General features: G+C 70.6%; 19 protein-coding genes and 3 pseudogenes. 14 read left to right on the top strand and 8 right to left on the bottom strand.

Annotated features, from left to right (window positions below; all coding sequences use genetic code 11):
* Positions 1–5: 5 nt before the first annotated feature.
* A complete protein-coding gene (locus ACFWXC_RS35525; RefSeq protein ID WP_384485231.1) occupies positions 6–2,906 on the bottom strand; it encodes a BTAD domain-containing putative transcriptional regulator in 2,901 nt (966 codons plus the stop codon).
* Between the two features lie 397 nt (positions 2,907–3,303).
* On the opposite strand from ACFWXC_RS35525, the gene ACFWXC_RS35520 reads away from it, so the two are divergent.
* A complete protein-coding gene (locus ACFWXC_RS35520; protein ID WP_384485229.1) occupies positions 3,304–4,002 on the top strand; it encodes an IclR family transcriptional regulator in 699 nt (232 codons plus the stop codon).
* 121 nt (positions 4,003–4,123) lie between these two features.
* On the opposite strand, the gene sigJ is transcribed toward ACFWXC_RS35520, so the two are convergent.
* The gene (sigJ, locus tag ACFWXC_RS35515) at positions 4,124–5,065 is read right to left on the bottom strand and encodes an RNA polymerase sigma factor SigJ (protein WP_384485227.1); all 942 of its coding nucleotides are present in this window, start codon (positions 5,063–5,065) and stop codon (positions 4,124–4,126) included.
* Positions 5,066–5,223: 158 nt separating this feature from the next.
* Between sigJ and ACFWXC_RS35510 the strand changes: the two genes are divergently transcribed.
* Entirely contained in the window at positions 5,224–5,853 is a 630-nt protein-coding gene (locus ACFWXC_RS35510) for an LUD domain-containing protein (RefSeq protein ID WP_384485225.1), read from the top strand.
* Between the two features lie 337 nt (positions 5,854–6,190).
* Here ACFWXC_RS35510 and ACFWXC_RS35505 read toward each other — a convergent pair.
* A pseudogene (locus tag ACFWXC_RS35505) lies at positions 6,191–6,442 on the bottom strand (helix-turn-helix domain-containing protein); the annotation flags it as partial.
* Between the two features lies 1 nt (position 6,443).
* On the opposite strand from ACFWXC_RS35505, the pseudogene ACFWXC_RS35500 reads away from it, so the two are divergent.
* From ACFWXC_RS35500 to ACFWXC_RS35485, 4 genes and pseudogenes are all read left to right on the top strand, one after another.
* Positions 6,444–6,662, top strand: a pseudogene (locus ACFWXC_RS35500) (diguanylate cyclase); the annotation flags it as partial.
* Between the two features lie 284 nt (positions 6,663–6,946).
* Positions 6,947–7,867: an NADP-dependent oxidoreductase gene (locus ACFWXC_RS35495; RefSeq protein ID WP_384485223.1), complete on the top strand. Its 921-nt coding sequence runs from the start codon at positions 6,947–6,949 to the stop codon at positions 7,865–7,867.
* Positions 7,868–8,132: 265 nt separating this feature from the next.
* Positions 8,133–8,624, top strand: coding sequence for a DUF2975 domain-containing protein (locus ACFWXC_RS35490; RefSeq protein WP_384485221.1), 492 nt, complete (start codon positions 8,133–8,135; stop codon positions 8,622–8,624).
* The gene (locus ACFWXC_RS35485; RefSeq protein ID WP_384485219.1) at positions 8,625–8,846 is read left to right on the top strand and encodes a helix-turn-helix domain-containing protein; all 222 of its coding nucleotides are present in this window, start codon (positions 8,625–8,627) and stop codon (positions 8,844–8,846) included.
* A 130-nt stretch (positions 8,847–8,976) separates the two neighbouring features.
* On the opposite strand, the gene ACFWXC_RS35480 is transcribed toward ACFWXC_RS35485, so the two are convergent.
* Positions 8,977–9,657 carry a lytic transglycosylase domain-containing protein gene (locus tag ACFWXC_RS35480; RefSeq protein ID WP_384485217.1) on the bottom strand — a complete coding sequence of 227 codons (681 nt, stop codon included), beginning with the start codon at positions 9,655–9,657 and terminating at the stop codon, positions 8,977–8,979.
* Positions 9,658–10,134: 477 nt separating this feature from the next.
* Between ACFWXC_RS35480 and ACFWXC_RS35475 the strand changes: the two genes are divergently transcribed.
* Positions 10,135–10,992: a hypothetical protein gene (locus ACFWXC_RS35475; RefSeq protein WP_384485215.1), complete on the top strand. Its 858-nt coding sequence runs from the start codon at positions 10,135–10,137 to the stop codon at positions 10,990–10,992.
* 499 nt (positions 10,993–11,491) lie between these two features.
* Entirely contained in the window at positions 11,492–13,888 is a 2,397-nt protein-coding gene (locus ACFWXC_RS35470) for a glycoside hydrolase family 65 protein (protein WP_384485213.1), read from the top strand.
* Positions 13,889–14,157: 269 nt separating this feature from the next.
* Here the strand turns inward: ACFWXC_RS35470 and ACFWXC_RS35465 are convergent, their stop codons facing one another.
* Together ACFWXC_RS35465 and ACFWXC_RS35460 are read right to left on the bottom strand one after the other, a co-directional pair.
* The gene (locus tag ACFWXC_RS35465; protein ID WP_384485211.1) at positions 14,158–14,586 is read right to left on the bottom strand and encodes a VOC family protein; all 429 of its coding nucleotides are present in this window, start codon (positions 14,584–14,586) and stop codon (positions 14,158–14,160) included.
* 167 nt (positions 14,587–14,753) lie between these two features.
* Positions 14,754–15,269, bottom strand: a complete 516-nt coding sequence (locus tag ACFWXC_RS35460; protein WP_384485209.1) for a CGNR zinc finger domain-containing protein — start codon at positions 15,267–15,269, stop codon at positions 14,754–14,756.
* A gap of 199 nt (positions 15,270–15,468) precedes the next feature.
* On the opposite strand from ACFWXC_RS35460, the gene ACFWXC_RS35455 reads away from it, so the two are divergent.
* The 4 genes from ACFWXC_RS35455 (at position 15,469) to ACFWXC_RS35440 (ending at position 22,639) form a co-directional block, all read left to right on the top strand.
* Positions 15,469–16,338 carry an alpha/beta fold hydrolase gene (locus ACFWXC_RS35455; protein ID WP_384485208.1) on the top strand — a complete coding sequence of 290 codons (870 nt, stop codon included), beginning with the start codon at positions 15,469–15,471 and terminating at the stop codon, positions 16,336–16,338.
* Between the two features lie 58 nt (positions 16,339–16,396).
* Positions 16,397–17,257, top strand: a complete 861-nt coding sequence (locus ACFWXC_RS35450) for a DUF427 domain-containing protein (protein WP_384485207.1) — start codon at positions 16,397–16,399, stop codon at positions 17,255–17,257.
* A 34-nt stretch (positions 17,258–17,291) separates the two neighbouring features.
* Positions 17,292–18,023, top strand: a complete 732-nt coding sequence (locus tag ACFWXC_RS35445; RefSeq protein ID WP_384485205.1) for an SDR family oxidoreductase — start codon at positions 17,292–17,294, stop codon at positions 18,021–18,023.
* Positions 18,024–18,556: 533 nt separating this feature from the next.
* On the top strand, positions 18,557–22,639 hold the full coding sequence (locus ACFWXC_RS35440) for a beta-galactosidase (protein ID WP_384485354.1): 4,083 nt from the start codon (positions 18,557–18,559) through the stop codon (positions 22,637–22,639).
* Between the two features lie 10 nt (positions 22,640–22,649).
* Here ACFWXC_RS35440 and ACFWXC_RS35435 read toward each other — a convergent pair.
* Together ACFWXC_RS35435 and ACFWXC_RS35430 are read right to left on the bottom strand one after the other, a co-directional pair.
* Positions 22,650–22,736, bottom strand: a pseudogene (locus ACFWXC_RS35435) (short-chain dehydrogenase/reductase); the annotation flags it as partial.
* A gap of 3 nt (positions 22,737–22,739) precedes the next feature.
* Positions 22,740–23,645, bottom strand: a complete 906-nt coding sequence (locus tag ACFWXC_RS35430) for an AraC family transcriptional regulator N-terminal domain-containing protein (RefSeq protein ID WP_384485203.1) — start codon at positions 23,643–23,645, stop codon at positions 22,740–22,742.
* 104 nt (positions 23,646–23,749) lie between these two features.
* Between ACFWXC_RS35430 and ACFWXC_RS35425 the strand changes: the two genes are divergently transcribed.
* Both ACFWXC_RS35425 and ACFWXC_RS35420 read left to right on the top strand, forming a co-directional pair.
* Complete coding sequence (locus ACFWXC_RS35425; RefSeq protein WP_384485201.1) at positions 23,750–23,932, top strand: hypothetical protein; 183 nt, start codon at positions 23,750–23,752, stop codon at positions 23,930–23,932.
* A 64-nt stretch (positions 23,933–23,996) separates the two neighbouring features.
* The gene (locus tag ACFWXC_RS35420; RefSeq protein ID WP_384485352.1) at positions 23,997–24,815 is read left to right on the top strand and encodes an oxygenase MpaB family protein; all 819 of its coding nucleotides are present in this window, start codon (positions 23,997–23,999) and stop codon (positions 24,813–24,815) included.
* The last annotated feature ends 44 nt before the right edge of the window (positions 24,816–24,859 follow it).

The following is a 24,859-nucleotide window of genomic DNA, read 5'->3' as shown; positions in this document are numbered from 1 at the left end:
CGGGCTCAGGCCGGTGTCGGGCGTGATTCGGCAGTGGTGGTGTCGGCGGTCGCGGGGCGATGCCGTTCGAGGAGCCGGGCGCGGAGTGGATCCGTGTCCGGGAGGCCGAGTTCGGCGGTGATGGCCAGGGCCTGGGTCCAGGCGGCTCGGGCCGGATACGGGCGGCCGGTGGCGTCGTGGATGTCGCCGAGACAGAGCAGACCGGCGGCCTCGCTGTGGCGGTCGCCCGTCTGATGGAACAGGTCGAGGGCCTGCTGATAACGGTCGACGGCCTCGGCGTGCTCGCCGAGCCGGTGGTGGATGTAGCCGAGGCTGTCCTGGATATGGGCCTGCCCGTTGAGGTCGCCGGTCTCCAGTGCCAGATCGAGGGCCTGCCGGCAGTGTGTCAGGGCCTGCTGTTGGTAACCGAGTTGGGCGAGGATCCAGCCGATGTGGTTGAGGGCGGCGGACTGCCCGGCCCGGTCGTCGGCGGCCCGGTGGTGCGACAGGCTGTCCTGGGCGTGGCCGAGCGCCTCCTGGTGGCGGCCCTGCGCCTCGGACATTCGGGACAGGTGCTGATGGATGCGGGCCTGACCGGCGTGGCTGCCGACCTCGCCGAACAGCTCCAGCGCCCGCAGATAGTGGCGGCGGGCTTCGTCGGGACGGTCCAGTCGGTCCTCGGCGAGCCCGAGACCCCGGTGAGCCTCGGCCTGCCCGGCCTCGTCGCCCCGGTGCCGGGCCGCGTCCAGCGCCGTGGTGTGCACGGCTGTCAGCGCCCGCCAGTATCCGTGCCGGTCGAGATAGGTCGTCAGCGCCGAGGCCAGCCTCCAGGTGTGGCCGGGGAAGCCGTCGGCGGCCGCCTGCTCCACCGCGGCGAGCAGCACCGGGTGCTCGGCGGCGAACCAGGCCTGTGCCTGCCGGTGATCGGTCAACTCCTCCACCGTGACGCCGGGTTGGGCGGCCGGCTGGGCGGCCGGGCTGGGCCGGGGAGTGAGCAGGGCGTCCGCCCGGTGCGCGGTGTGCAGGTAGTGGTCGAACAGGCGGTACGCCGCCGCGTGCCGGACGTCCTCGCCGTCGTACCCGCGGACCAGCTCGGCGGCGTAGGCACGCAGCAGGTCGTGGAAGGCGTACCGGCCGGCGGGCTCCTCGGTGAGCAGATGTCCGCGGACCAGTTCGGCCAGTAGCACGCGGGCGCGGGCGGCCGGCACGCCGGCCAGGGCGGCGACGGCCGGCAGCGCGACATCGGGGCCGGGATGGAGGCCCAGTAATCGGAAGAGCCGGGCGGGGTCGGGGCCGAGTGCCTGGTACGACCAGGAGAACACCGCCCGCACCTCGCTGCTCGCCTCCCCGCCGTCCAGGGCGTCGAGGCGCCCGTCGGCCCGGCGCAGCTCCCCGGCGAGCGCCGCGAGCGGGAGACCGGGCTGGGCGGCGGCCCGGGCGGCGACGATCGCGAGTGCGAGCGGCAGGCCCGCGCACCGGCCGACGATCTCCCGCACGGCATCGGGGTCGGCCGTCACCCGGGCCGCGCCCAGCCGGCGGATCAGCAACTCCCGGGCCTCTTCGGGAGCGAGCATGCCGACGGTCAGCAGCTGTGCGCCCTCGGTGGCGGCGAGACCGGTCAGGGATCTTCGGCTGGTGATCAGCGCCAGACAGCCGGGCGCTCCGGGCAGCAGCGGACGGACCTGTTCGGCGTCGCGGGCGTTGTCCAGCACCACCAGCACCCGGCGCCCTGCCAGCAGGCTGCGGTACAGCCCGACCTGTGCCTCCAGCCCGGCCGGGATACGGGCCGGGGGCACTTCGAGGGCGTCCAGGAACCCCCGTACCGCCTCCGCCGGGCTGGTCGCCGACCCGCCGGGCGCGAACCCGTGCAGATTCACGTACAACTGGCCGTCGGGGAAGGCCTGTTGAGCCCGGCGTGCCCAGTGCACGGCCAGTGCCGTCTTGCCCACCCCGGCCGTGCCCGACACCGCTGTGATCACCACCGCCGAGGGTTGGTCCGCCGTGGCGGCGAGGATGTCCTCGAGCCGGGCGAGTTCCTCGCCGCGCCCGGTGAATCCACGTACACCCATGGGCAGTTGGCCAGGTGCCGTGCCCGGCCAGGGGGTTGCCACCGTGGGCCGGCGTGCCGGGGGAGCGGCCCGGACCGGCGACCGGGACACCGGCCGTGCGACGGACCCGGCCAGGCCTCCCCGCAGGATCGCCTGGTGGACCTTGCGCAGCTCCGCGCCGGGGTCGGTGCCCAGCTCCTCGGCGAGCCGCTTGCGGACGGTCGAGTAGCAGTCCAGCGCCTCCGCGCTGCGACCGGCGGCGTGCAGCACCCGCATCAGCGCCTCGGTCAGCGGTTCCACCAGCGGGTAGGCGTCGAGGAGTTCGGTCAGCGGGCCGATCACGGCGACCGGATCGCTGACCCGCGACTCCACCCGGGCCCAGGCGACCGCGGCGTCCACGTGCTGCCGCCGCCAGGCCTCGCGGACCTGTGCCGCCCACTGCCCGCCGAGGCCCGCCAGCGGTTCCCCGTGCCACAGTCCGAGCGCCTCGCGCAGCAGCGCCGCCCGTGCCTCGTCCGTCCGCTCCGTGTCCCGGGCCCGGCCGACCAGCTGCCGGAACCGGTGGATGTCCACCTGGTCCGCGCGGACCTCCAGCAGGTATCCGGCCGAGCGGCGCACCAGGCGCAACCGGGGATGTCCCGAGGCCTCGGTCTGCTCGCACAGCCGACGCAGCCGGGCGACATGGGCGTGCAGCGCGCGCCGCGCCCCGTCCGGTGGATCGGCGCCCCAGACCCGTCTGATCAGTACATCGGCCGGGACGGGCCGGCCGGCGTCGACCGCCAGCGCGGCCAGCACCGTCCGGCGCTGCGGCGGCCCGACCTCGACGGTCCGGCCCTGCACCGAGAGCTCCACGGGACCGAGAAGGTGCAGTTCCACCACGATGTCCACACTCCCCGCACAGATTTTCTTCACTCGATGCACACATCTCGTGCTGGGCGACAACCTATCGACAACGTTCCGGACCACACTCGAACTTCAGTCTGATGAGGCGGACTTCAGTCTGCCGGGGCGGAGCGACTCCGTGCACGGCGGCGCACCGCACACGGGGAGCGGCGCCGCGGGGGAGCCGGTCCGGTGGCATCCGGGGGAGAGACACGTGAACCACCAACAGGGAGCGACTGCAACGAGAACGACGGAATCGACGGCGCGGCGGCCGGACCACCCGTACGAGCCACAGGCCCGGTACATCGCACCGCAACCGCAACCGCAACCGCAACCGCAACCGCAACCGCAACCGCAACCGCAACCCCAACCCCAACCCCAACCTCGGCCACAGGTGCCGGACGGCGGCGGCCGGAGTGTGCTGGAGGGTGCCTTCGCTCTGCTGGCGGCGGTGGAGCGGGTCGAAGAGGCCGGACTGACCAGGCTCGCGGCCGAGTGCGGACTGCCGAAGACGACCGCCTACCGGCTCCTTGAACAGCTGGTCGAACTGGGCGCCGTCGAGCGAAGCCGCCGGGGCTACCGCATGGGACCGCGGATCTTCCGGCTCGGGCAGGGCTGGCAGCCGTACCCCGGTCTGCGCGCCGCCGCCCGCGCACCGGCCCGCCGCCTCGCGCGCATCACCGGCGCGTCGGTGGGACTCAACGTACTGCGGGAGGGACAGACACTGGTCCTGGACTGGACGCCCGGCGAGAATGCCGGGGCGCTCGGCCGAACACTCGACGGCAGGGCCTGGCCGTGGTTCACCGCGGCGGGCAAGGTACTGGTCGCCGCGGCGTATCCACGGCTCCCGCTGGGCCCGTTGCCCGGGTCCTGGCGCCGGGAGGCCGAGGCGATCCGGGACCTGGGCGTCGCCTTCGACCGGGAGCACCTGGCGGCCGGCGTGTGCTGTGTGGCCGTACCGGTGCACGGCCCGAACGGCGCGCCGCCGGCGTCCCTGAGCGTTGTGACCGATCCCGCGCACAACCTGGACCGGCTCGTGGGCGTGGTACAGCAGACGGCAAGGACCATCAGCGCGGCTCTGCGCGCCCGGTGAACCGGGCCCGCCGACCGGGACGCGCGTGCCGCCCGAGAGCCGTCTCGTGGTCTCGCGTCCGGGGCCGTGTTCCGCCGCCGGGTGGCGGCGCTCGGCGGACCGGCAGTTGGGGAGACGCGGGTCAGCCTGCCGTCGTCCAGCGACGGAGTTTCTCGGGGTTGCGCACGACCCAGATGCGCGTGATCCGGTCGCCCTCGACGTCGAACGCGAACACCGTCACGGTGACACCTTCCTGCACGGCCACCAGACCGGGCTGACCGTTGACCGTACGCTCCAGGAGCGCCGTGTCGCCGGGCCTGAGGCGGGCGATCTCCATCCAGGCGTACGCGATCTGCTCGCCGCCCTCGATGGGGTGCAGGAAGGTCACGGCGAGGCCACCGCCGTCCGCGATCGCCGTGGCATCGGGGTCGAGCAGGCCGATGAGCGCGTCGATGTCCTGGGCTTCCCATGCCTGCTTGAAGTCCCTGATGACGCCGGCGCGGTCGGCGGCCGGAGTCGCGGAGGGACGCGAGGCCCGGATACGGCGGCGGGCCGAGGAGGCCAACTGGCGGCATGCCGCCGGGGTACGGCCGACGATGTCGGCCACCTCGGCGAAGGAGTGGCAGAAGACGTCGTGGAGGATGAACGCGACGCGTTCGGCCGGGGTCATCGATTCGAGTACGACCAGGAAGGCCAGGTTGACCGACTCGTCCAGGGTGACCCGGTCGGCCGGGTCGGCGGTGGTGCCGCCGGGCCGCCCGGTGGTCCACTCCGTACGTTCGGGCAGCGGCTCGGGGATCCATTCGCCCACGTAGGTCTCTCGCCGGGCCCGGGCGGAGCCGAGCAGGTTGAGGCAGATGCGGCTGGTGACCGTCGTCAGCCAGGCGCCGGGGGACTCGATGGCGTCCCGCTGCTGAGGGGACATCGTGTACCAGCGGGTGTAGGTCTCCTGGACGGCATCCTCGGCCTCGGCCAGGGAGCCGAGGAGCCGGTAGGCGATGTTCAGCAGCTGACGCCGCTCGCTCATGATCGCGTCCAGGCCCGGATCGGCCTGTGCGTGTCCTTGCCCGGATCGGGTGGTCATGGTGGCGACGGCTCCCTCGGTCGTGTCTGCCCTCATCGGTTCGACAAGACAGCGCATCGGAATGTGAGGTCCGCGCGCCGCCTCACATTCCGGCGGGCTGTGTTGTCGAACCGATGAGACGAACACATCATCCAGCGGACAGGAAGCTCGGAGACACCATGACCACCTCCATGCCGGCAATTCCGTTCACCGACCCGGCGCCCGCGCAGCGCCTGGAGCGGGCGGCCACTGCGCTGACCGCACACGGTTTCACCGTGGAGATCCTCGACGACGCCGCTGCCGCGCGTACCCGCGTCAAAGAGCTGATACCGGAGGGCGCCAGCGTGTTCACCGGGGCCAGCGAGACCCTCCGGCTCTCCGGGATCGACGAGGACATCAACGCCGGCGGACGGTATCAGGCCGTCAAGCCACGCGTCCTGGCCATGGACCGGGTCACCGGCGCCGACGACATCCGGCGACTGCTCGCCAGTCCGGACGTCATCGTCGGCAGCGTCGCCGCGGTCACCGAGACCGGCTCCCTCGTGGTCGCCTCGGGCAGCGGAAGCCAGTTGCCCGGCTACGCCGGCGGCGCGGCCCGCGCGATCTGGATCGTCGGGGCGCAGAAGGTGGTACCCGACCTGGACACCGCGCTACGGCGCGTCGAGGACCACTGCCTTCCACTGGAAAGCGTCCGCACCCAGGAAGCGTACGGATGGCCCAGCGCCGTCAACCGCCTTCTCGTCCTCAACGGTGAACATCACGCCGGCCGCGGCACCGTCCTGCTGCTCCGCCAAGCCATCGGTTTCTGAACCACCAGGAGCCGTCTCCGCCGCGTGCCGCACCAGGCTTTGAGCCCGGCGGGGCGTCTCCTCGGCTCGTCGATGATCACGCATGGGATACCGCGGGTGACCCGCGACCCGTGACCCGCGAGAGGCGACCGGCGAGCCGCGACCGGCGCACCGACGCCGGCCGACCGGCCACCGTCGGCAACGACCTACTCGGCCGAATCGAGGCCGCCTTCGTCGCCCGGTCCCGTCAGTCCTCCAGGCAGTCGGGGTCCACGGAGCGACCGAAGCCACGTCCTCGCCGTCAAGCACGGCCGGCACGGCTACGACCCAGTGGGCGAGCCGGTCGGGGGCGTCGAGGTCATGGAGTGCGGCGGGCGGTGCTGAAGCGGCGCTGGTACGCGGCCGTGCTGATCGACAACTCACTTGCGAAGACCCGCCGGAGGCTTTCGTAGCTCGGGAACCCGGCCAGCGCCGCCGCCTGTGTCGTGGTGTGCCCCTGGTCGAGCAGCGCCTTCGCGAGATCGAACCGGATCGACTCGACGTAGCGGGCCGGTGTGGTGGCCAGCTCCTCCCGGAACAGGCGTGTGAGATGGCGGGGGCTGAGGTGGAGACTGGACCGGCTGAATCGCGACCGGGTGGACGAGATCACTGCCGCCCATCCCCGCGGACCATTCAAGAAGGGATTCCTGGAGGAATTTGTCGACGGACTCAAGAACCGCCCGGACACCACCTACGGAACCGTCAATGCGGACGTGCTGGAGCACTTCGTTCCGGGTTTCCGTCGCACGACCATGGTCGAACGCATCCTGGATGCGCCCTGGCCGAACTGACATCGAGAGCGCCGGAGGAAAACCGATGGCGCCGGTGACTTCCGGCCGCTGCCGCTGCCGCTGCCGCTGCCGTCGCCGCCGCCGTCCTGGCTGGCCGGCCGGCCATCTTCACCGTGCCGGCGCGCTCCGCCCCTGATCGTTCTCGTCCACCTCGGACGGTCACATGCCCACGGAACCACCGATCGCCTGATGCGATGGATATGCGCACTTTGTGGGAAACCAGACAGAGGCCAGTGGCGGACCAGCTCGCCGGCCAGTTCACCGACCAGACAGGAAGAACGCTCATGCAAGCCATCACCGCCCCCGACCGCGACGCCGGAGCCGACGGGCTGATCCTTACCGACCGGCCGTATCCACATGCCGCCGAGAACGACGTCGTCGTGCGGGTGCATGCCGCGGGATTCACCCGGGGGGAGCTTGCCTGGCCCGGAACGTGGACCGATCGCACGGGCCGCGACCGGGCGCCGAGCGTGCCCGGGCACGAGGTCTCGGGTGTCGTGGCGGAGCTCGGCTACGGAACCACCGGTCTCACGGTCGGCCAGCGGGTCTTCGGTCTGACCGACTGGGCCCGCGACGGCTCGCTGGCCGAGTACGTCGCCGTGGAGGCCCGCAACCTCGCCCCGCTGCCCGCGGATGTCGACCACGCGGAGGCGGCCGCGCTGCCGATCTCCGGTCTGACGGCCTGGCAGGGCCTGTTCGACCACGCGCGGATCGTGACCGGCCAGACCGTCCTGATCCACGGTGCCGCGGGGGCCGTCGGATCGCTCGCCGTGCAGCTCGCGCGGGAGGCGGGAACCCGCGTGATCGGCACCGGCCGGTCCGCCGACCGGGACATCGTCCTCGCGCTCGGCGCGCACACGTTCCTGGACCTCGACGCCGGCCGGCTGGCGGACGCCGGCGAGGTCGACGTGGTGTTCGACGTGATCGGCGGCGACGTCCTCGATCGTTCGGCCGCGCTCGTACGGGCCGGCGGCACGCTCGTCTCCATCGCCCAGCCGCCCACGGTGCGCCCCGAGGACGGGCGGGCGTTGTTCTTCGTCGTGGAGCCCGACCGCACGCGCCTCACGGACCTGGTGCAGCGCCTCCGGGACGGACGGCTCAAGGTGCGCGTCGGCGCGGTCCGCCCGCTGACCGAGGCCGTCGCGGCCTTCGCCCCTGAACCATGCGTCCCCGGCAGGACCATCATCCGGATCGCCGAGGACTGAGGACCCGGATGCTCGCCGCCGACAACTTGCCACCCGGCCGGCGGCGGCACGTTCTCCCTGCTCCGCCGGTCGTGTCGCCGCACGTCCATGATCGGGCGAGGCCGACTTCCACAAGATCAGGACGGTGCGCGCGACCGCCTGCCACGGGAGGGGGCGGCAGCGTCTCGCCACGGTGCGAGCCTTCCGCCCCACTCCTCGGTCCGGCTCTTGCTCGACCTATCGAAATTCGATAGATTCCCATCGTAACTCGATGGAGGGATGGGTCGTGGGGAAGCTGACAGTGCGTGCGCTGCGCGTCGTGCTTGCGGTGGTGCTCGCAGGCACCGTGTTCGTACAGGCAGGGATGGTCTGGGCGTTGGTCGGCGGGAACGACCCGGAGGACGGGTCGCTCCCGTTGACCCCGCTGCGCGTGATCACGATCCTGGGCATGATGTCGGCCCAGGTCGCTCTGGTCTGCGTATGGCGGCTGGTGACGATGGTGCGGCGCGGAACCGTGTTCTCCCACGCTGCCTTCCGGTACGTGGACTTCGTGATCCGCGCGATCGTGGCGGCTGCCCTGTTGTGGTTCGCGGTCACGGCCATCAACGCGCCGGGCCAGCGGGACGACCCGGGCGTCACTGTGATCATGGGCGGGGTCGGCCTGGCCATCCTCGGGGTCGCGCTCATCGTGCTCGTGCTGCGGATGCTGCTCGCCCAGGCCCTTGCGCGCGACGTCGAAGCGGCGGAGATGCGGGCCGAGTTGGACGAGGTGATCTAGATGCCGATCGCCGTCGACATCGACGTGATGCTGGCCAGGCGGAAGATGTCCGTGGGCGAGCTCGCGGACCGGGTGGGGATCACGCCCGCCAACCTGGCGGTACTCAAGAACGGCCGCGCCAAGGCGGTACGTTTCGCGACGCTCGCCGCGCTCTGCGAGGTGCTCCAGTGTCAGCCGGGCGACCTGCTGCGCTGGGAGGTCGAGGACGACGCCGGTGGATGACGTGCCCCGGGGAGGGCGTGAAAGCGCCTGGCATCACCGGACCGTGACACGGCACGTGGACCGCATGTCGGTGTCGGGCGCATGGTCGCCGTACGGGTCCTGCGGACAGTGGGTCCGGTAGGCAGGGCCGTCAGTACGCGTGGTGGACCTGCCAGAAGGCCCAGGCCTGGCAGGGGCTGCCGTAGGTGGTGTTCATGTAGTTCAGGCCCCACTTGATCTGGGTGGCCGGGTTGGTCTGCCAGTCGGCGGCGACGGAGGCCATCTTGGAGCCGGGCAGGGCCTGGACCAGCCCGTAGACGCCGGAGGAGGGATTGACGGCGAGGTAGTTCCAGGTGGACTCGTGGTCCACGATGTTGCTGAAGCACTGGAACTGGCTGCTGCCCACGATCTGTGCGGCCATCGCCTTGAGCTGGGCCACCGTGTAGGAGCTCTGCACCGGGAAGGTGGCGGCGGAATCACCGGCCGTGGTCTTGGCTTCTTCACGGTCCTTGGCGGCCTTGTCGGCCGCGGCCTTCTTGGCCTGTGCGGTCTTGGCCGCCGCTGCCCGGGCAGTCTGCTCGGCGTTCTGTCTGGCGCTCGCGTCCGCCTGGATCGCTACGGCGTCGGCCTGCTGTGTCAGGGACGCGGTCTGTACCTGCGCCTGCTGGCCCTCGGGCAGGTCCGCGAGGAGGGTGGCATCGGTTGCCGGCGCCTGCGCGTCGTTGTTCTGTGCGCTGCTGCCGGAGGCCACACCGACGACGCTTCCGACGGCGGTGACCGCGGTGGCCGAGACCACCGCGAACCCCCTCAACGGCATTGGGCTCACGTGCATCCCATCCTCTTCGCCCGCGCCACCGTGTGCGGTGCCCGACGGAAGCATCTCGCTTGCTGGGTTCGGCAGTTGGAACACTCTTGCGTGCCGGCCCGGCCGACGCAATCCCGGAGGAAGTGTGGATCCTCACACCTGCCCGAGCGCCGGTCGGGCCGACCACCATGAGCTGGACCATCGGTCGAGAGCGCCGAGAGTCCCGTGAGAATGTCGAGGGCGGGTCCCTGATCCCTCTCCCGCTCCTCCGGCCGGCGCGCGGTCTTGAGGACCCGGAGCCTCCGGACTGCCGCAGTACGCAGACGGGATGCAGGAGCAGCGGATGTGGCTGCCCTGCGGATCATCGTTGCCGAGGAGAGCCGGCCCGCCCCGTGGCCAGCGGCTCCATGGGACACGAAGAGACCAATACTGCTCCACCATAGGGATTAAGCGTCCTATCACACAGGTGCGCCGTGGTCGTTTCCGCCTCTGGGAATCCTTAGCTTGGCGGCGCTACGCAAGGACCGGCTCAGTGCCCGTCCTGCGCTCGTATCGACCACGAAAGGAGTGAGCGTGAACGCTCGCTTCGGCATGAAGCGGAAAGTGGCGCTCAGGGTGACCGCGCTGGCAGCGGTGGCTGCCTCCGCGGTCCCGGGATCTGCATCCGCCCTTACCGCCAAAGAGGGAGGATTCTCGGATCACTGGGGCGTCATCACCCGCAACACCATCGGCTCTCCCGTCATCGCTTTGAGGAACGGTCCGTTCGGTTCGTTCGGTGTACAGGGCTCGAAAGCGAGTCCGCCCTTCGGCGTGGGAAGCCTCGGAATCGAGGTGGCCGACTATTCCACCTCCCTCGCCACGCCCAGCGAGAAGGCCGCGTTCGGCAACGAGGTCGACTTCTACGGGGACCCGGTACTGGGGCTGAACCGGATCGGATTCCATGTCTTCCAGACCGGCGAGAACGTATCCAACGGCGGCTCGGGGAACATGCCGAACATCACGTTCGAGATCAATCCGAACCTCACCGGGGCTCCAGGCACCACCTACTCGTCGATGGTGTGGGTGCCGAACGCCTCCCCGGCGGTGAACAAGTGGAGCCCCTACCTCGATGCCGCCACGACCGGCGTGTGGTACCTCACGGGCGCCGCGGGGACCGCGACCGGCTGCAACTCGACCACCATGTGCACCTTCGAGGACCTGAAAATCGCGCTCAACGACGGCGGCGCGCAGCCGACCATCTACACCGCCGCGGTGGGCAAGGGCCGCGACTACATGTGGATCGGCGCTGTCGACGGCCTGCGGATCAACCGGACCGTCTACGACTTCGAGGCCGACGGAGTCAGAACGCGGCGGGCCGGCTGAGCGAGGAGCCCGGCAGGGCGGCAGCGGCGGATGCGCCCGGCGCCCGGGTGAGTTGCTCGACCATCCCGTCTGCAAGCGGCCCTCTTTGTCGGGGCAGCCAACCTGGTGCATACCCCGGGCCGCTGCCGCCGGCCGGAGTGCTCCGGCCTCGCCGCCGCCCGTGCCGTGGCAGCGGTGCCGTGCACGAGAAGCCCGTCCGAGCACCGGAAGCGGCGGCTTCCTCACCGACGACCACGATCCGACCGGACTCGACGACCGTTGTGGTCTGTGGTCCGTTCGAGTGCACAATCTGATCGGCGCCTTGGTCGCCGTGCGTGCCTGGACCGAGCGGGTGCCTTCCGGCGTGCCGGGCAGCGCGCGCGGACCGTCGGCGGCGGGCACCGCCTAGCCTCGACGCCGTACCCACCTTGACCGTGAAGATGTGCGCGGCTGCCCGGAACAGCTACGTCCGCGCGGCGGACGTCGTGGTCCGCGGTCTGGCCGAGATCCTGGAGTCGCGGTGATCATCCATCCCAGTTTCACGGTGGAGCCATGGTGCCTGCGTGAAAACGAGCTGAACCTGGACCTGCTCGCCCAGAGCGAGTCGGTGTTCGCCCTGTCCAACGGGCACATCGGATGGCGGGGAAACCTCGACGAGGGGGAGCCCCACGGGCTGCCCGGCGCTTACCTCAACGGCGTGTTCGAGCGGCATCCGCTGCCCTACGCGGAGGCCGGCTACGGGTATCCCGAGTCCGGCCAGACGATGATCAACATCACCGACGGCAAGATCATCCGGCTGCTGGTCGACGACCATCCGTGCGATCTCCGCTATGGCCGGCTGTTGGAGCACGAGCGGGTTCTGGACTTCCGTACGGGTGTGCTCAGCCGTACCGCGAAGTGGACCTCGCCCGGCGGCCGTACGGTCCGGATCACCTCGCGGCGGCTGGTGTCCTTCACCCAGCGGGCGGTGGCCGCGGTGGTGTACGAGGTCGAACCGGTCGACGGACCGGCCACCGTGGCCGTGCAGTCCGAACTCGTCGCGAACGAACAACTGCCCCGCCTGGTGGGCGACCCGCGAGTCGCCGCGGCGATCGAGTCCCCGTTGACGTCGGAAGACAGCTTCGCGCAGGGAACCCGGCTCCGGTTGGTGCACTGCACCGACCGCAGCGCGCTCCGGGTGGGAGCGGCGGCCGACCATCTGATCGAAGGACCGGAGAGCACCCGGTGGACGGCGGAGAGCGAGCCTGACGTCAGTCGTCTGACGGTGACGGCGGACCTGACGCCCGGGCAGCCGCTGCGACTGTTCAAGTTCGTGGCTTACGGCTGGTCCGGGGAGCGTTCGCTGTCAGCCGTGCACGATCAGGTGGACGGAGCGGTGGCGGCCGCGGTCAGTACCGGCTGGGACGGGCTCGTGGCCGGGCAGAGGGCCTATCTGGACCGGTTCTGGGCCGGAGCTGATGTGGAGGTGGAGGGGGACGCGCAGATCCAGCAGGCGGTGCGCTTCGCTCTCTTCCACGTGCTCCAGGCGGCCGCCCGTGGCGAGAACCGGGCGATCCCCGCGAAGGGGCTGACCGGGACCGGATACGACGGGCACTCTTTCTGGGACACCGAGTCCTACGTGCTGCCGGTACTGACGTTCACCGCTCCGGAGGCCGTCGCGTCGGCACTGCGATGGCGGCACAGCATGCTGCCGGCGGCGCGGGAACGCGCCCGCGAGCTGAATCTGGCCGGGGCCATGTTCCCCTGGCGGACGATCGACGGTTCGGAGTCGTCCGCCTACTGGCCGGCCGGGACGGCTGCCTTCCACATCAACGCGGACATCGCCATGGCCGCGGTCCGATACGTCATGGTGACCGGAGACGAGGAGTTCGAGCGAGGCGAGGGGCTCGACCTCCTCGTCGAGACCGCCCGGCTGTGGCGTCGTCTCGGCCACCACGACGCGGACGGCGTCTTCCATATCGACGGCGTCACCGGACCCGACGAGTACAGCGCGATCTCGCGGGACAACCTGTACACCAATCTGATGGCCCGCCAGAATCTGCGGGCCGCCGCGGACGTGGCCGTGCGCCATCCGGACCGGGCCGAGGAACTGGGTGTCGACGACGAGGAGACCGCCGGCTGGCGCGAGGCCGCGGCCCGCATGGCGGTGCCGTACAACGAAACTCTCGGCGTGCACGAACAGTCGGCCGGATTCACCAGCCTCCAGCACTGGGACTTCGACGCCACCCCACCCGAGCACTACCCGCTGCTCCTGCACTACCCCTACTTCGACCTGTACCGCAAACAAGTGGTCAAGCAGGCCGACGTCGTGCTGGCGATGCTGGAGTGCGCGTGGGGGTTCACCGATGCCGAGAAGGCACGCAACTTCGCCTACTACGAGGCGCTGACCGTCCGTGACTCCTCCCTGTCGGCGTGCTGCCAGGCGGTGCTCGCAGCCGAGACCGGGCACCTGCGCCTGGCCTACGCCTACCTCGCCGAGGCCGCGCTGATGGACCTCGACGACCTGGAGCACAACACCCGTGACGGTCTGCACATCGCCTCCCTCGCCGGGACGTGGATCGCCTTGATCGCCGGCTTCGGCGGCATGCGGCGACACCTTGACGACGAGGGGAGGCCGGGCCTGCTGGGGTTCGCACCGCGCCTGCCCGAGGCGTTGTCCAGGGTGGCCTTCACGGTGCAGACACGCGGGCAGAGGCTGAAGGTCGATATCGGGCAGACCCATGTGCGCTACCGGCTGGTGGAAGGCGAACCGCTGACCGTGGTCCACTTCGGGGAGCCGCTGACCGTGACCGTCGACGAGCCGGTGGACCGCCGAGTCCCGCCCGCGCCCGTCAATCCCGAGCCCCAGCAGCCCCGGGGCCGCCGCCCGGAGGGCCTTCCGAACGAGGAGGAGTCCCACGAAGAGACCCAGGGCTGACCTCCTCACCCTTGGTCCGGCTGCCTCGCGTCGGCAGGGGCAGGGGCTGCGTAGAGCATCGCGTGGGCGATCACAGGTCTGCTTCGGCGCCCGGCGCCGGAGCCTCGGCCACCCAGGTCTGCCGGAGACGACGAGTGTTCGGCACCTCAAGGCGGTCAAGGAACCGGCGTACATAGCCGGCGTGGCACCGGGCCCACGGACGGTCCGATCGGACTTGTGCGGTCGAGCCTGCCCCGCAGGCCGGCGCTGTCGACAACCCGCGGAGATGGTCAGTCGAGACAGAACTCGTTGCCCTCGATGTCCTGCATGCCGATGCACGAGTCGTTGCCGTCGTACAGGAGTCGCTCGCGTACCGCGCCGAGCGCGACCAGGCGTGTGCACTCGGCCTCAAGCACGGCCAGACGCTCTTCACCCACGAGCCCGGTGCCGACCCGCACGTCAAGGTGGACCCGATTCTTGACGACTTTCCCTTCGGGAACCCGCTGAAAGTACAGTCGCGGACCCACGCCCGAGGGATCGATGCAGGCGAACCATGCACCCTGATCCTCAGGGGGCTGCGAGCGATGGAAATCGTCCCAAGTGTCGAACCCCTTCGGCGGCGGCGGTACTACGTACCCCAACACCTCGCACCAAAAGCGAGCGACGCGCTCAGGTTCCGCACAGTCGAAGGTGACCTGGAACTGCTTGATCGATGACACCGGCGCACCATATCAGTGGAATTCTGTGCTCATCTCCCGGTAGTCAACGCACGTTGACGGTCGGGTGCCCGCGTCCCGGCACGGCGAGTGGGCGGCGCCGGCGGGCCATGCGAAGTCCACCGCGGCGACGGATGCCACGTGGTGCGTTCGGTTCGTCGGCGTGGGTGTCACCCGGCCGCGGCGTCGCGGGTGCGCTGGTAGTGACGCCGCGCCTTCATCCGGTTGCCGCAGACGGCCATCGAGCACCAGCGGGCCTTGTTGGTCTTGCTGCGGTCTATGAGGAACAGGCGGCACTCCGGGTTGCCGCACGCGCGCAGCCGGCCCGGCATGGTCTCCTGCAGCGTGCTCCAGGTCAGGACGGCCGTCACGGCCATCCGGTGTTCCACGGGTGCGTCCAGCTCCCACGCCACCCCCGTCGGCGAGAGCCGCGGGCGCGAGGTGACGTCTTCCAGCAGCGGGGTCAGCGAGGTGGCGGGCCGGTCGCCGCTCACCACGTCCCGCAGGAGATCGCGCGCTTGGAGCAGCTGCCGGTGCTCCTCCGTGCTGCCGGTACCCCCGTGGGCCAGCTGCCAGGAGCTCGCGGCCTCCGGATCGGCCAGCAGGTCCTGGACCGCGCCGTTGATCACGGGCGTGCTGTTGAGGAGCTCCAGCAGCGTGTCCTGCTGCTCTCGGCCGGTCACCATGGCAGCCAGTCTCCTAACCGTATCGATTGGTTTGACAGGTTACATCAATGAGGGCGGATGGCCGTGCGCCGAGAAGTCGCCTGCGTATCGGCCTCCGCATTCGTTCTCGTACCTAACCATCCAACTCGCCTTGACAGGTTAGATGACCTGTGCTCGACTGAAGACATAACCAGTGAAGGCCGACGGAAGGGTTAGACCCATGATTCCCGTAGTCCACCACCGCACCACCACCGTCAGCGGCCTCGACGTGTTCTACCGGGAGGCCGGTGATCCGCAGGCACCCGTGGTGGTCCTCCTCCACGGCTTCCCGACCAGCTCGCACATGTTCCGCAACCTGATCCCGGCGCTCGCCGACCGCTACCACGTGATCGCCCCCGACCACATCGGCTTCGGTCAGTCCGCCATGCCGAGCCTCGAGGACTTCCCGTACACCTTCGACGCCCTCACCGACGTCACGGCCGGTCTCCTGGACCAGCTCGGCGTCACCCGGTTCGCGATGTACGTCCAGGACTACGGCGCCCCCATCGGCTGGCGTCTCGCCCTGCGGACCCCGGACCGCATCACCGCGATCGTCACCCAGAACGGCAACGCCTACGAAGAGGGCTTCGTGAAGCCCTTCTGGGACGGAGTCTTCGCCTACGCGGAGGCCCCGGGGCCGCAGACCGAAGCCCCCATGCGCGGGGCGCTCACCCCTGAGATCACCCGCTGGCAGTACCTGAACGGTGTCGCCGACCCCAGCCTGGTCAGCCCGGACAACTGGGTGCACGACCAGGCCCTGCTGGACCGTCCCGGCAACGACGAGATCCAGCTCAAGCTCTTCCGCGACTATCCCACCAACGTCGTCCTCTACCCGCGGGTCCACCAGTACTTCAGCGACTCCCAGGTCCCGCTGCTGGCCGTATGGGGCGCCAACGACGAGATCTTCGGCCCCGACGGCGCCCGGGCCTTCACCCAGGACCTGCCCAAGGCCGAGGTCCACCTCATCGACTCGGGACACTTCGCCCTGGAGAGCCATCTGGAGACCATCGGCGAGCTCATCCGCGACTTCCTCGCCCGCGTCCTCGCCTGACGGCTCCACTCGGCACCCCCACCCAGCAACCCACCCCGGCACCCGGAAGGAAAGTCCCATGGGACTGTCCTGGCAACAAGGCCCCCTCTCCACCGGCGCGATCGGACACTTCCTCACTCCCGAACCGCTGCCCGAGCGCCTGCTGTTCGCCGAGCGGCTGCGCCGCCGTATGCGCGTGAAGTTCAACGGAACCTGGATCGCCGACAGCGAGGACGTCGTCCTGCTGCACGAGCCCGGCCGTTACCCGGTCGCCTACTTCCCCCGCGAGGACGTCGAGGAGACGGCCCTCGTCGACGGCGGCAAGGTCACCCGCCACCAGGACCTGGGCGACACCGCCTGGTACTCGGTGAGCGTCGGCGACCGCACCACCGACCGCGCCGCCTGGGAATTCACCGCACTGCCCAAGCACGCCGGCGATCTCGACGGCCGTATCGCCTTCGCCTGGCGCGCCATGGACGCCTTCCACGAGGAGGACGAACGCATCCTCGGGCACGCCGCCGACGCCTACCACCGCATCGACATCCGCACGACCTCGCGCACCCTGGAGGTCCGTGCCGGCGGGACCGTGATCGCCCGCTCCGAACACCCGGTCGTGCTCTACGAGTCCGGGTTCGCCCCGCGCTGGTACGTCCCCCGCGCGGACATCGACGAGACCCGGCTCCGGCCCGTCGAAGGCCAGACCTTCTGCCCCTACAAGGGCCTGTGCGACTACTACGACATCGGCGACGCGCACCGCGCCGCCTGGACGTACCGCGACGCCTACCGCGAGGTTGACCAGATCGGCGATCTGGTGTCCTTCGAGGCGGACAAGGTCGAGGTCCGCCTGGACGGCGAACGTCTGCGTCCCGAACCCGGGCAGAGCGTCGTCCCGCACGGCGCCGACCGCGGCCTGGACGCCGACGAGGTCAGAGCCCGCTGACACCACACCGGCTATCGACGAACGAGGATTTCCCATGTCCACGAACCTGAAGGACAAGACCGTTCTCGTGGTGGGCCGCGGCAGCGGAATCGCCCGAGCGGTGGGCGACGCGGCCCTGGCAGCGGGCGCCCGGGTGATCGCGGCGGGCCGCGACCGGGCGGCACTGCAGGAGAGTTACGGGGACACCGAGGTCACGGTCGCCACCGTCGACCTCACCGACGAGGGGTCGATCAAGGCCCTGGCGGCGGAGCTGGGCGCCGTGGACCATGTGGTCTCGACCGCCTCCGCACGGGCCCGCGGGTTGGTCTCCGAACTCGAACCCGAGGCGATCGTGCGGTCGTTCCACACCAAGGTCGTCGGGCCGATCATGCTCGCGAAGCACTTCGCGCCCACCATGCCGGCAGGCGGCTCCTTCGTCCTGTTCTCCGGGGTGGCCGCGCTGGAACCCGACCCCGGCTATCTCGGGGTCGCCGCGACCAACGGTGCCGTCAACACCGTCGTACGGTCCCTGGCCGTGGAACTGGCGCCGATCCGGGTCAACGCCATCTCGCCCGGCACCATCGACACCGGCGCGTGGGACCCCCTGGGCGAGCAGAAGAAGGCCGAACTGTTCGCCAGGCTCTCCGCGGGCAACCCCTCGGGACGCATCGGCACCCCCGAGGACGTGGCCCACGCGGTTCTCTTCGCCCTGACGAACACCTTCCTGACCGGCACCTGCCTGGCCGTCGACGGCGGCCAGCCCCTCCGGGTCGCCACGGGCACATGACCAGGAGGCCGCCGACGGTTTCGGCGACGGGATGACGATCCTGAACATCATCGGTCGCCGGGTGCCGAGCGTCGGCCATGTGACAGAACGCTGTTCGCCGACCGAGCCGCGGCGGCGGGCAGCCCGACAGAGGCCGACACCGATCAGCGGACGTCCGCCGGTCCGTGCTCGCAGCTGGAACGACCGCCGCCGGATTTGGAGTCGGCTGGACCAGGACCGGCGCGAGGCACGGGAACTCCGGGACGTCCGCGTTCGGCGCCTCAGGTGTGCGGTGAGGCGAGCCGGTCAGGCAGGGACCGGTTGCTCCGCTCGGGGTCTCCGCCGCCTCGGTCATGTCCTCCCGCCCCATTGTGTTGGACCTTGTGTCCCCTTACTGTTCGGCTTTGCCTGAGTCTGTTCGATGCTGATTGCTCAGGCGGATGGAGGCCGCAGTGCGAGGCAGTGGGATCCGTTCAGAGGTCGCGAGACCCGGTCGCCGTCGGTGGGGGAGGGTGCTCCTCGCGACGGCGGCGACCATCGCCCTGGCCGTGGGCATGACCGCGCCCGCCGCGGCGCGGGACGCCGGCAAGCAGACATCCGTCGCGGCACCGGCCGCCGCACCTGCCGTCAGTCCGCAGGCGCACACGGTGAGTCTGGACGGCTACTCGTTCCTCGTCGACGGCAGGCGCACCTACCTGTGGTCCGGCGAGTTCCACTACTTCCGGCTCCCGAGCCAGGACCTGTGGCGTGACATCTTCCAGAAGATGAAGGCCGCCGGCTTCAACTCCACCTCCCTGTACTTCGACTGGGGATACCACTCGCCGAAGCCGGGGGTGTACGACTTCAGCGGGGTGCGGGACGTCGACAAGCTCCTCGACATGGCCCAGGAGGCCGGCCTCTACGTCATCGCCCGCCCGGCGCCGTACATCAACGCGGAGGTGGACAGCGGCGGTCTGCCCGGCTGGCTGACCACCAAGGCGGGGAACAACCGCAGCGACGACCCGCGGTTCCTGAAGTACGCCGACGAGTGGCTGACGCAGATCGACCGGATCATCGCCCGCCACCAGCTGACCAACGGCACCGGGTCGGTCATCGCCTACCAGGTCGAGAACGAGTACTACAACGGCTCGGCCGCCGGCCGCTCCTACATGCAGCACCTGGAGGACAAGGCCCGCGCCGACGGCATCACGGTCCCGCTGACCGGCAACAACAACGGCACCTTCAACTCCGGTACCGGCGCCCTGGACGTCGACGGCCCGGACTCCTACCCGCAGGGCTTCGACTGCTCGAACCCCTCGAAGTGGAACGGCGTCCCCGACATCAGCTACGACCACCCGGCCGGAAAGCCGCTGTACTCGCCGGAGTTCCAGGGCGGCGCCTTCGACCCCTGGGGCGGACCGGGCTACGACAAGTGCGCCCAGCTGATCAACGACCAGTTCGCCAACGTGTTCTACAAGCAGAACATCGCCGTCGGCGCCACCGCGCAGAGCTTCTACATGACCTACGGCGGCACCAACTGGGGCTGGCTCGGCATGCCCGAGAACTACACCTCGTACGACTACGGGGCCGCGATCCGCGAGACCCGCCAGCTTGACCCCAAGTACTACGAGGACAAGCTGATCGGGTACTTCACCCAGTCGGTCGCCCCGCTGACCGAGACCGAGGCGATCAGGGCGACGCCGCCGGACGACTCCGCGATCGTCGACACCGCCCGGATGAACCCCGACACCAAGACGCAGTTCCACGTCCTGCGGCACGGCAACTCCACGTCCACGGCTGTCGACAAGACCCACATCTCCCTGGACTTCAACGCCCAGCCGGCCGGGGACACCACCTACACCTGGGACGACCCCGACTCCGCGCTGCAGTACACCGGTTCGTGGTCGCACGTGGCCGACACGAGCTACACCGGCGGCGACTACAAGCACACCGAGTCGTTCTCCAACAAGGCCGGCGACTCGGTCACCGTCCCCTTCGACGGCACCGCGATCCGCTGGATCGGATCGAAGACGAACAACCACGGCAACGCCGACGTCTACCTCGACGGCACCAAGGTGGCCACGGTCGACGACTCCGGCAGCGAGAGCCAGGCGGTGCTCTTCCAGAAGACCGGCCTGGCACCCGGCGCGCACACACTGAAGATCGTCGTCGCCGGGAACCACAGCTCGGGGTCCACGGACAACTACGTGGCCATCGACGCCATCGACGTGCCGACGGCCGCCACCGCGGAACCGACCTATCCGGTCGTCCCCCAGCAGCCGGGCACCGCGATCACGCTCGACGGGCGCGACTCGCACGTGATCGTGGCCAACTACCGGCTCGGGGACGCGCAGTTGCAGTACTCGACCTCCGAGATCATGACCAGCGCGACGATCGGCGACCGGGACGTGGCCGTCCTCTACGGCGACCAGGGCAGCGACGGCGAGACCGTCCTCCGCTACGGCACCGAGCCCACCGTGACCGCCACCGGCGGCACGGTCACTACCACCTGGGACGCCGCCACCGGCGACCTGCGGCTCAACTACACGCACAAGGGCCTCGTCCGTATCAGCGTCAGCGGCGACGGGAAGCGCCCGCTGCTGCTGCTCGTGGGCGACAAGGACACGGCGAAGACCTTCTGGCGCCAGGACACGGTGACCGGCCCGGTGCTCGTACGCGGCACCCACCTCCTGCGCACGGCGACCAGCCTGGACGGCGGCCGCACCGTGGCGCTCACCGGCGACAACGCCGACGACAAGAACATCGAGGTGTTCACCTCCGCCGCCCATGTCACCTGGAACGGCAGGACATTGGGCAACAGGGCGGCCGGCACGGGAAGCCTGACCGGCACCATCCCGGTGGCCGCCCCGATCCACCTGCCGACGCTGACCAACTGGAAACATGCCGAGGAATCCCCCGAAGCGGCCCCCGGTTTCGACGACACCAGCTGGCAGGTGGCCGACAAGACGACCACCAACAGCGTCTCCGGCGTCAACTCGCTGCCGGTGCTCTACGCGGACGACTACGGCTTCCACACCGGCAACACCTGGTACCGCGGCCGCTTCCGCGCCACCGGCAAGGAGACCGGCATCCACCTGGTCTCGGACTCCGGCGGCAACGCGCAGGCGTTCTCCGTCTGGCTCAACGGCACCTTCCTGGGCAGTTCCACCACGGGCAGCGGCGACTTCACCTTCCCGGCCGGCGCGGTGAAGTCCGAGGGTGACAACGTCCTCTCCGTGCTCACCGTGAACATGGGCCACGAGGAGGACTACAACTCCACCAACGGCAACAAGACCGCGCGCGGCCTGACCAGCGCCTCCCTCGTCGGGGCGCCGCTGACCTCCGTTACCTGGCGGCTCCAGGGCGTACGGGGCGGCGAGGACCTCCAGGACACCGTGCGCGGCCCCCTCTCGACGGGCGGCCTGTACGGCGAGCGGGCCGGCTGGTCCCTGCCGGGCTACCCGGACAGGAACTGGAACCAGGTCTCCCTGCCGACGACCGACACCCGTCCCGGCGTCTCCTGGTACCGCACCGATGCCGACCTGGACCTGCCGCACGGTCAGGACACCTCGCTGGGGCTGACGTTCACCGACGACCCGGCCCGCAAGTACCGGGCCACGATCTTCGTGAACGGCTGGCAGGTCGGCAACTACGTCAACTACCTCGGCCCGCAGCACACCTTCCCGGTCCCTGACGGGATCCTGAACCCGAACGGCCACAACAGCATCGCCATCGCCGTGTGGAACCTCGACGGCAGCACCGGCGGCCTCGGCAAGGTCTCGCTCACCGACTACGGCAGCTACGCCTCGTCCCTGCGCGTCGCGCAGAACGACAGCCCGCGCTACGACGCCCGGACCTACGCCATGCCGAAGCGCCCGGGAGCGGATGTCAGCCTGGCCGTGCCGGACACCGCCCAGCCGGGACAGGCCTTCACGGCCCGCGCGACGGTCGACGTCCCGAAAGACGGGCCGTCCGCCTCCGGGCTGACGGCCTCGCTCTCCGCGCCCGACGGCTGGAGCGTGAGTGCCACGAGCCCCGCATCGGTCGACCGCCTGCGACCCGGCACGTCGGCCACCTTCACCTGGCAGGTCCGGCCGCCGGCCGGGACGCTGCCGTCCGCCTCGGCGCTCACCGCCACGGTGCGCTACCGGCAGAGCGGACGGCAGGCCACCGGCACCGACGAGCGCATCGTCGGCGGGATCCCACCGGCTCCGCCGGCCGGGAAGAGCGCGGTGAGCGACCTGACGTTCCTGTCGTCCACCAACGGGTGGGGCCCGGTGGAGCGTGACAGCAGCGTCGGCGAGCAGGCCGCCGGTGACGGCCGTCCGATCACCATCGCCGGTGTCGGTCACGCCAAGGGCCTGGGCACCAACTCCGTCAGCGACGTCCAGCTCTACCTCGCCGGACAGTGCTCGCGGTTGACGGCGGACGTCGGCGTCGACGACGAGACGGGCGGCGCGGGCACGGTGACGTTCTCCGTGATCGCCGACGGCAGGACCCTGGTGACCACACCGACGATCCGCGGCAAACAGGCCGCCGTGCCGATCGACGTCGACGTCAGCGGTGCCCAGGTGATCGACCTCAAGGTCGGCGACGCGGGCGACGGCAACGGCAACGACCACGGGGACTGGGGGACACCGACACTGACGTGCGGCTGAGACGTCGCCGTCAGCCGGCCCGGGCGAGCCGGACCGCGTCGGGGCCGGCCGGGAGGCGGAGCCGGCCGGTGGTGTCGTGGACGGCTCGCCACACCGTTGCTCAGGGCAGGACGCTCGCGGGGGCACGGGTGGTGCCGCGCAGCCGGGCGGCGTCCCGGCTCGGGGGTGCGCCGAACTGGCGGCGGTACTCCCGGCTGAACTGCGAGGCGTTGTCGTAGCCGACGCGCCGGCCGACACCGGTGACGTCGCCGGGGTGGGTGGCCAGCAGCAGCCGGGCCTCCTGGAGCCGGATCTGCTTCTGGAACTGGATGGGGCTCATCGCCGTCACCGCCTGGAAGCTGCGGTAGAAGGCGGAGACGCTCATGCCGGACATGCGGGCCACGTCCTCGACGCGGAAGGACTGCGCGTAGTGCTCGCGGATCCAGCGCACGGCCCGGGAGACATGGCTGAGGCCGCTGTCGGCCAGGCCGAGTTCGCGCACCGTCGCGCCCTGCTCGCTGGTGATCAGGCGCCACAGGATCTCGCGCTTGACCAGCGGCGCGAGCACGGCCCGGTCGCGGGGCTCGTCGAGCAGCCGCAGCAGCCGGACCACCGCGTCGAGCAGCGCGGCCGGAGCGTCGCTGACGGCGATCCCCGACGGAACGCCTGCGCCGGTCCGGGGGAGATCTCCGGGACCTGCCTGCAACAGCAGTTCGGCGACGGCGGACGGCTCCAGGGTGAGACCGAAGCCGAGGGCCGGATGCTCGGGACCGGCCTGGGTGAAGTGCCCCGTGACGGGCAGGTCGACGGAGGCGACCAGGTACTGCCCGGCGCCGTACTCGTAGACCCGTTCGCCCAGGGCGAGGCGTTTGGCGCCCTGGGCGATGACCGCCAGCACCGTCCCGGACATGGAGGGCGCGGGCGGGTCCGGCCGGTCGATCTTCGAGATGAGGACGCCGTCGATGGCGGTGGTCCAGTCGGCTCGTGCGTGCCGGTCCAGCAGGCTGCGGAACTCTTCGAGAGGCATGCGCCCATTGCACCACCCCCCTGCCGTCCTGCTCCCATGACTGCGAGGATCGTGCAAGTACGCGCGAGCATCACCCCCATGTCCGCACAGTTCAGAGTGCTCGAATGGAATCACCGCACTCCACCACCGGGAAGGGGGAATCCACCATTGCCGCATACGACCTCAACGCCACCCTGACCGCCGCGCCCGGAAGGGGCGACCGGCTGCCGACCGGCCTGGACCGGCCGGCAGGGCGAGCCGAGCCGGGCTGCGGAACCGCCAGGGGTGACGGACCGGCCGGCCGGTGACACGATGCGAGAGGCGAGAAAGGTGGCAGCCGTGGTGCCGGACGTCCGTGCGTCTCTGGGCGCGATGCTCTTCCGCCGGGTGGCGGGCCCTGACGGGCGGGCCACCCGCGCCCGTATCCACGGCACACCCGGCCCCCGCTGGTTCGCCCCCGGCCGTCCGATCCGCGTCGTCCACGGGGACGCCTCCATGTTCGTCGGCGGACTGAGCGCCCTGCTTCTGCAGTCCCTGCATCCCCTCGCCATGGCCGCCGTCGCCGCGCACTCCGGATACCGCGGCGACCCGTGGGGACGGCTCCAGCGCACCAGCGCCTTTCTGGCGGTGACCACCTACGGCGTGGCGGACGACGCCCAGGCGGCCGTTGCCGCGGTGCGGGGCATCCACGAGAAGGTGCGCGGGACGACGCCGGACGGCGAGCCGTACCACGCCGCCGACCCGCACCTGCTCGGGTGGGTCCACGCGGCCGAGACGGAGTGCTTCCTGCGCGCACACGAACGCTACGGCTCCGCTCCGCTGGACCGGGCCGGCTACGACGCCTATGTCGCCGACACCGCGCGGGTCGCCGAGGCACTCGGGGTGATCGATCCGCCGCGTGACCGCCTGGAGCTGTCCGCGCGGCTGGCCGGCTACCGGCCCGAGCTCAGGGCCACGCCCGAGGCCCGGTCCGCGGCACGCTTCCTGCTCCTGGAACCCCCGCTGCCCCTGCCGGTCCGTCCCCTGTACGGCATACTCGCCGCCAACGCCGTGACACTGCTGCCCTCCTGGGCCCGGTCACTGCTGCGGCTGCCCCGTCTCGCGGTCGTCGAGGACGTCACGGTGCGCCCGGCCGGCCATCTGCTCACCCGCACGATCCGCTGGGCCATGCGCGCCCCCGACGTCTCGTAGCGGCCCCGGCACAGCGGGCAGCTGCCGTGCCCCGGCAGGGCACG

The organism is Streptomyces sp. NPDC058683, from assembly GCF_042716195.1.
Lineage (GTDB): Bacteria > Actinomycetota > Actinomycetes > Streptomycetales > Streptomycetaceae > Streptomyces.
This window is presented reverse-complemented; position numbering and strand designations above follow the sequence as displayed.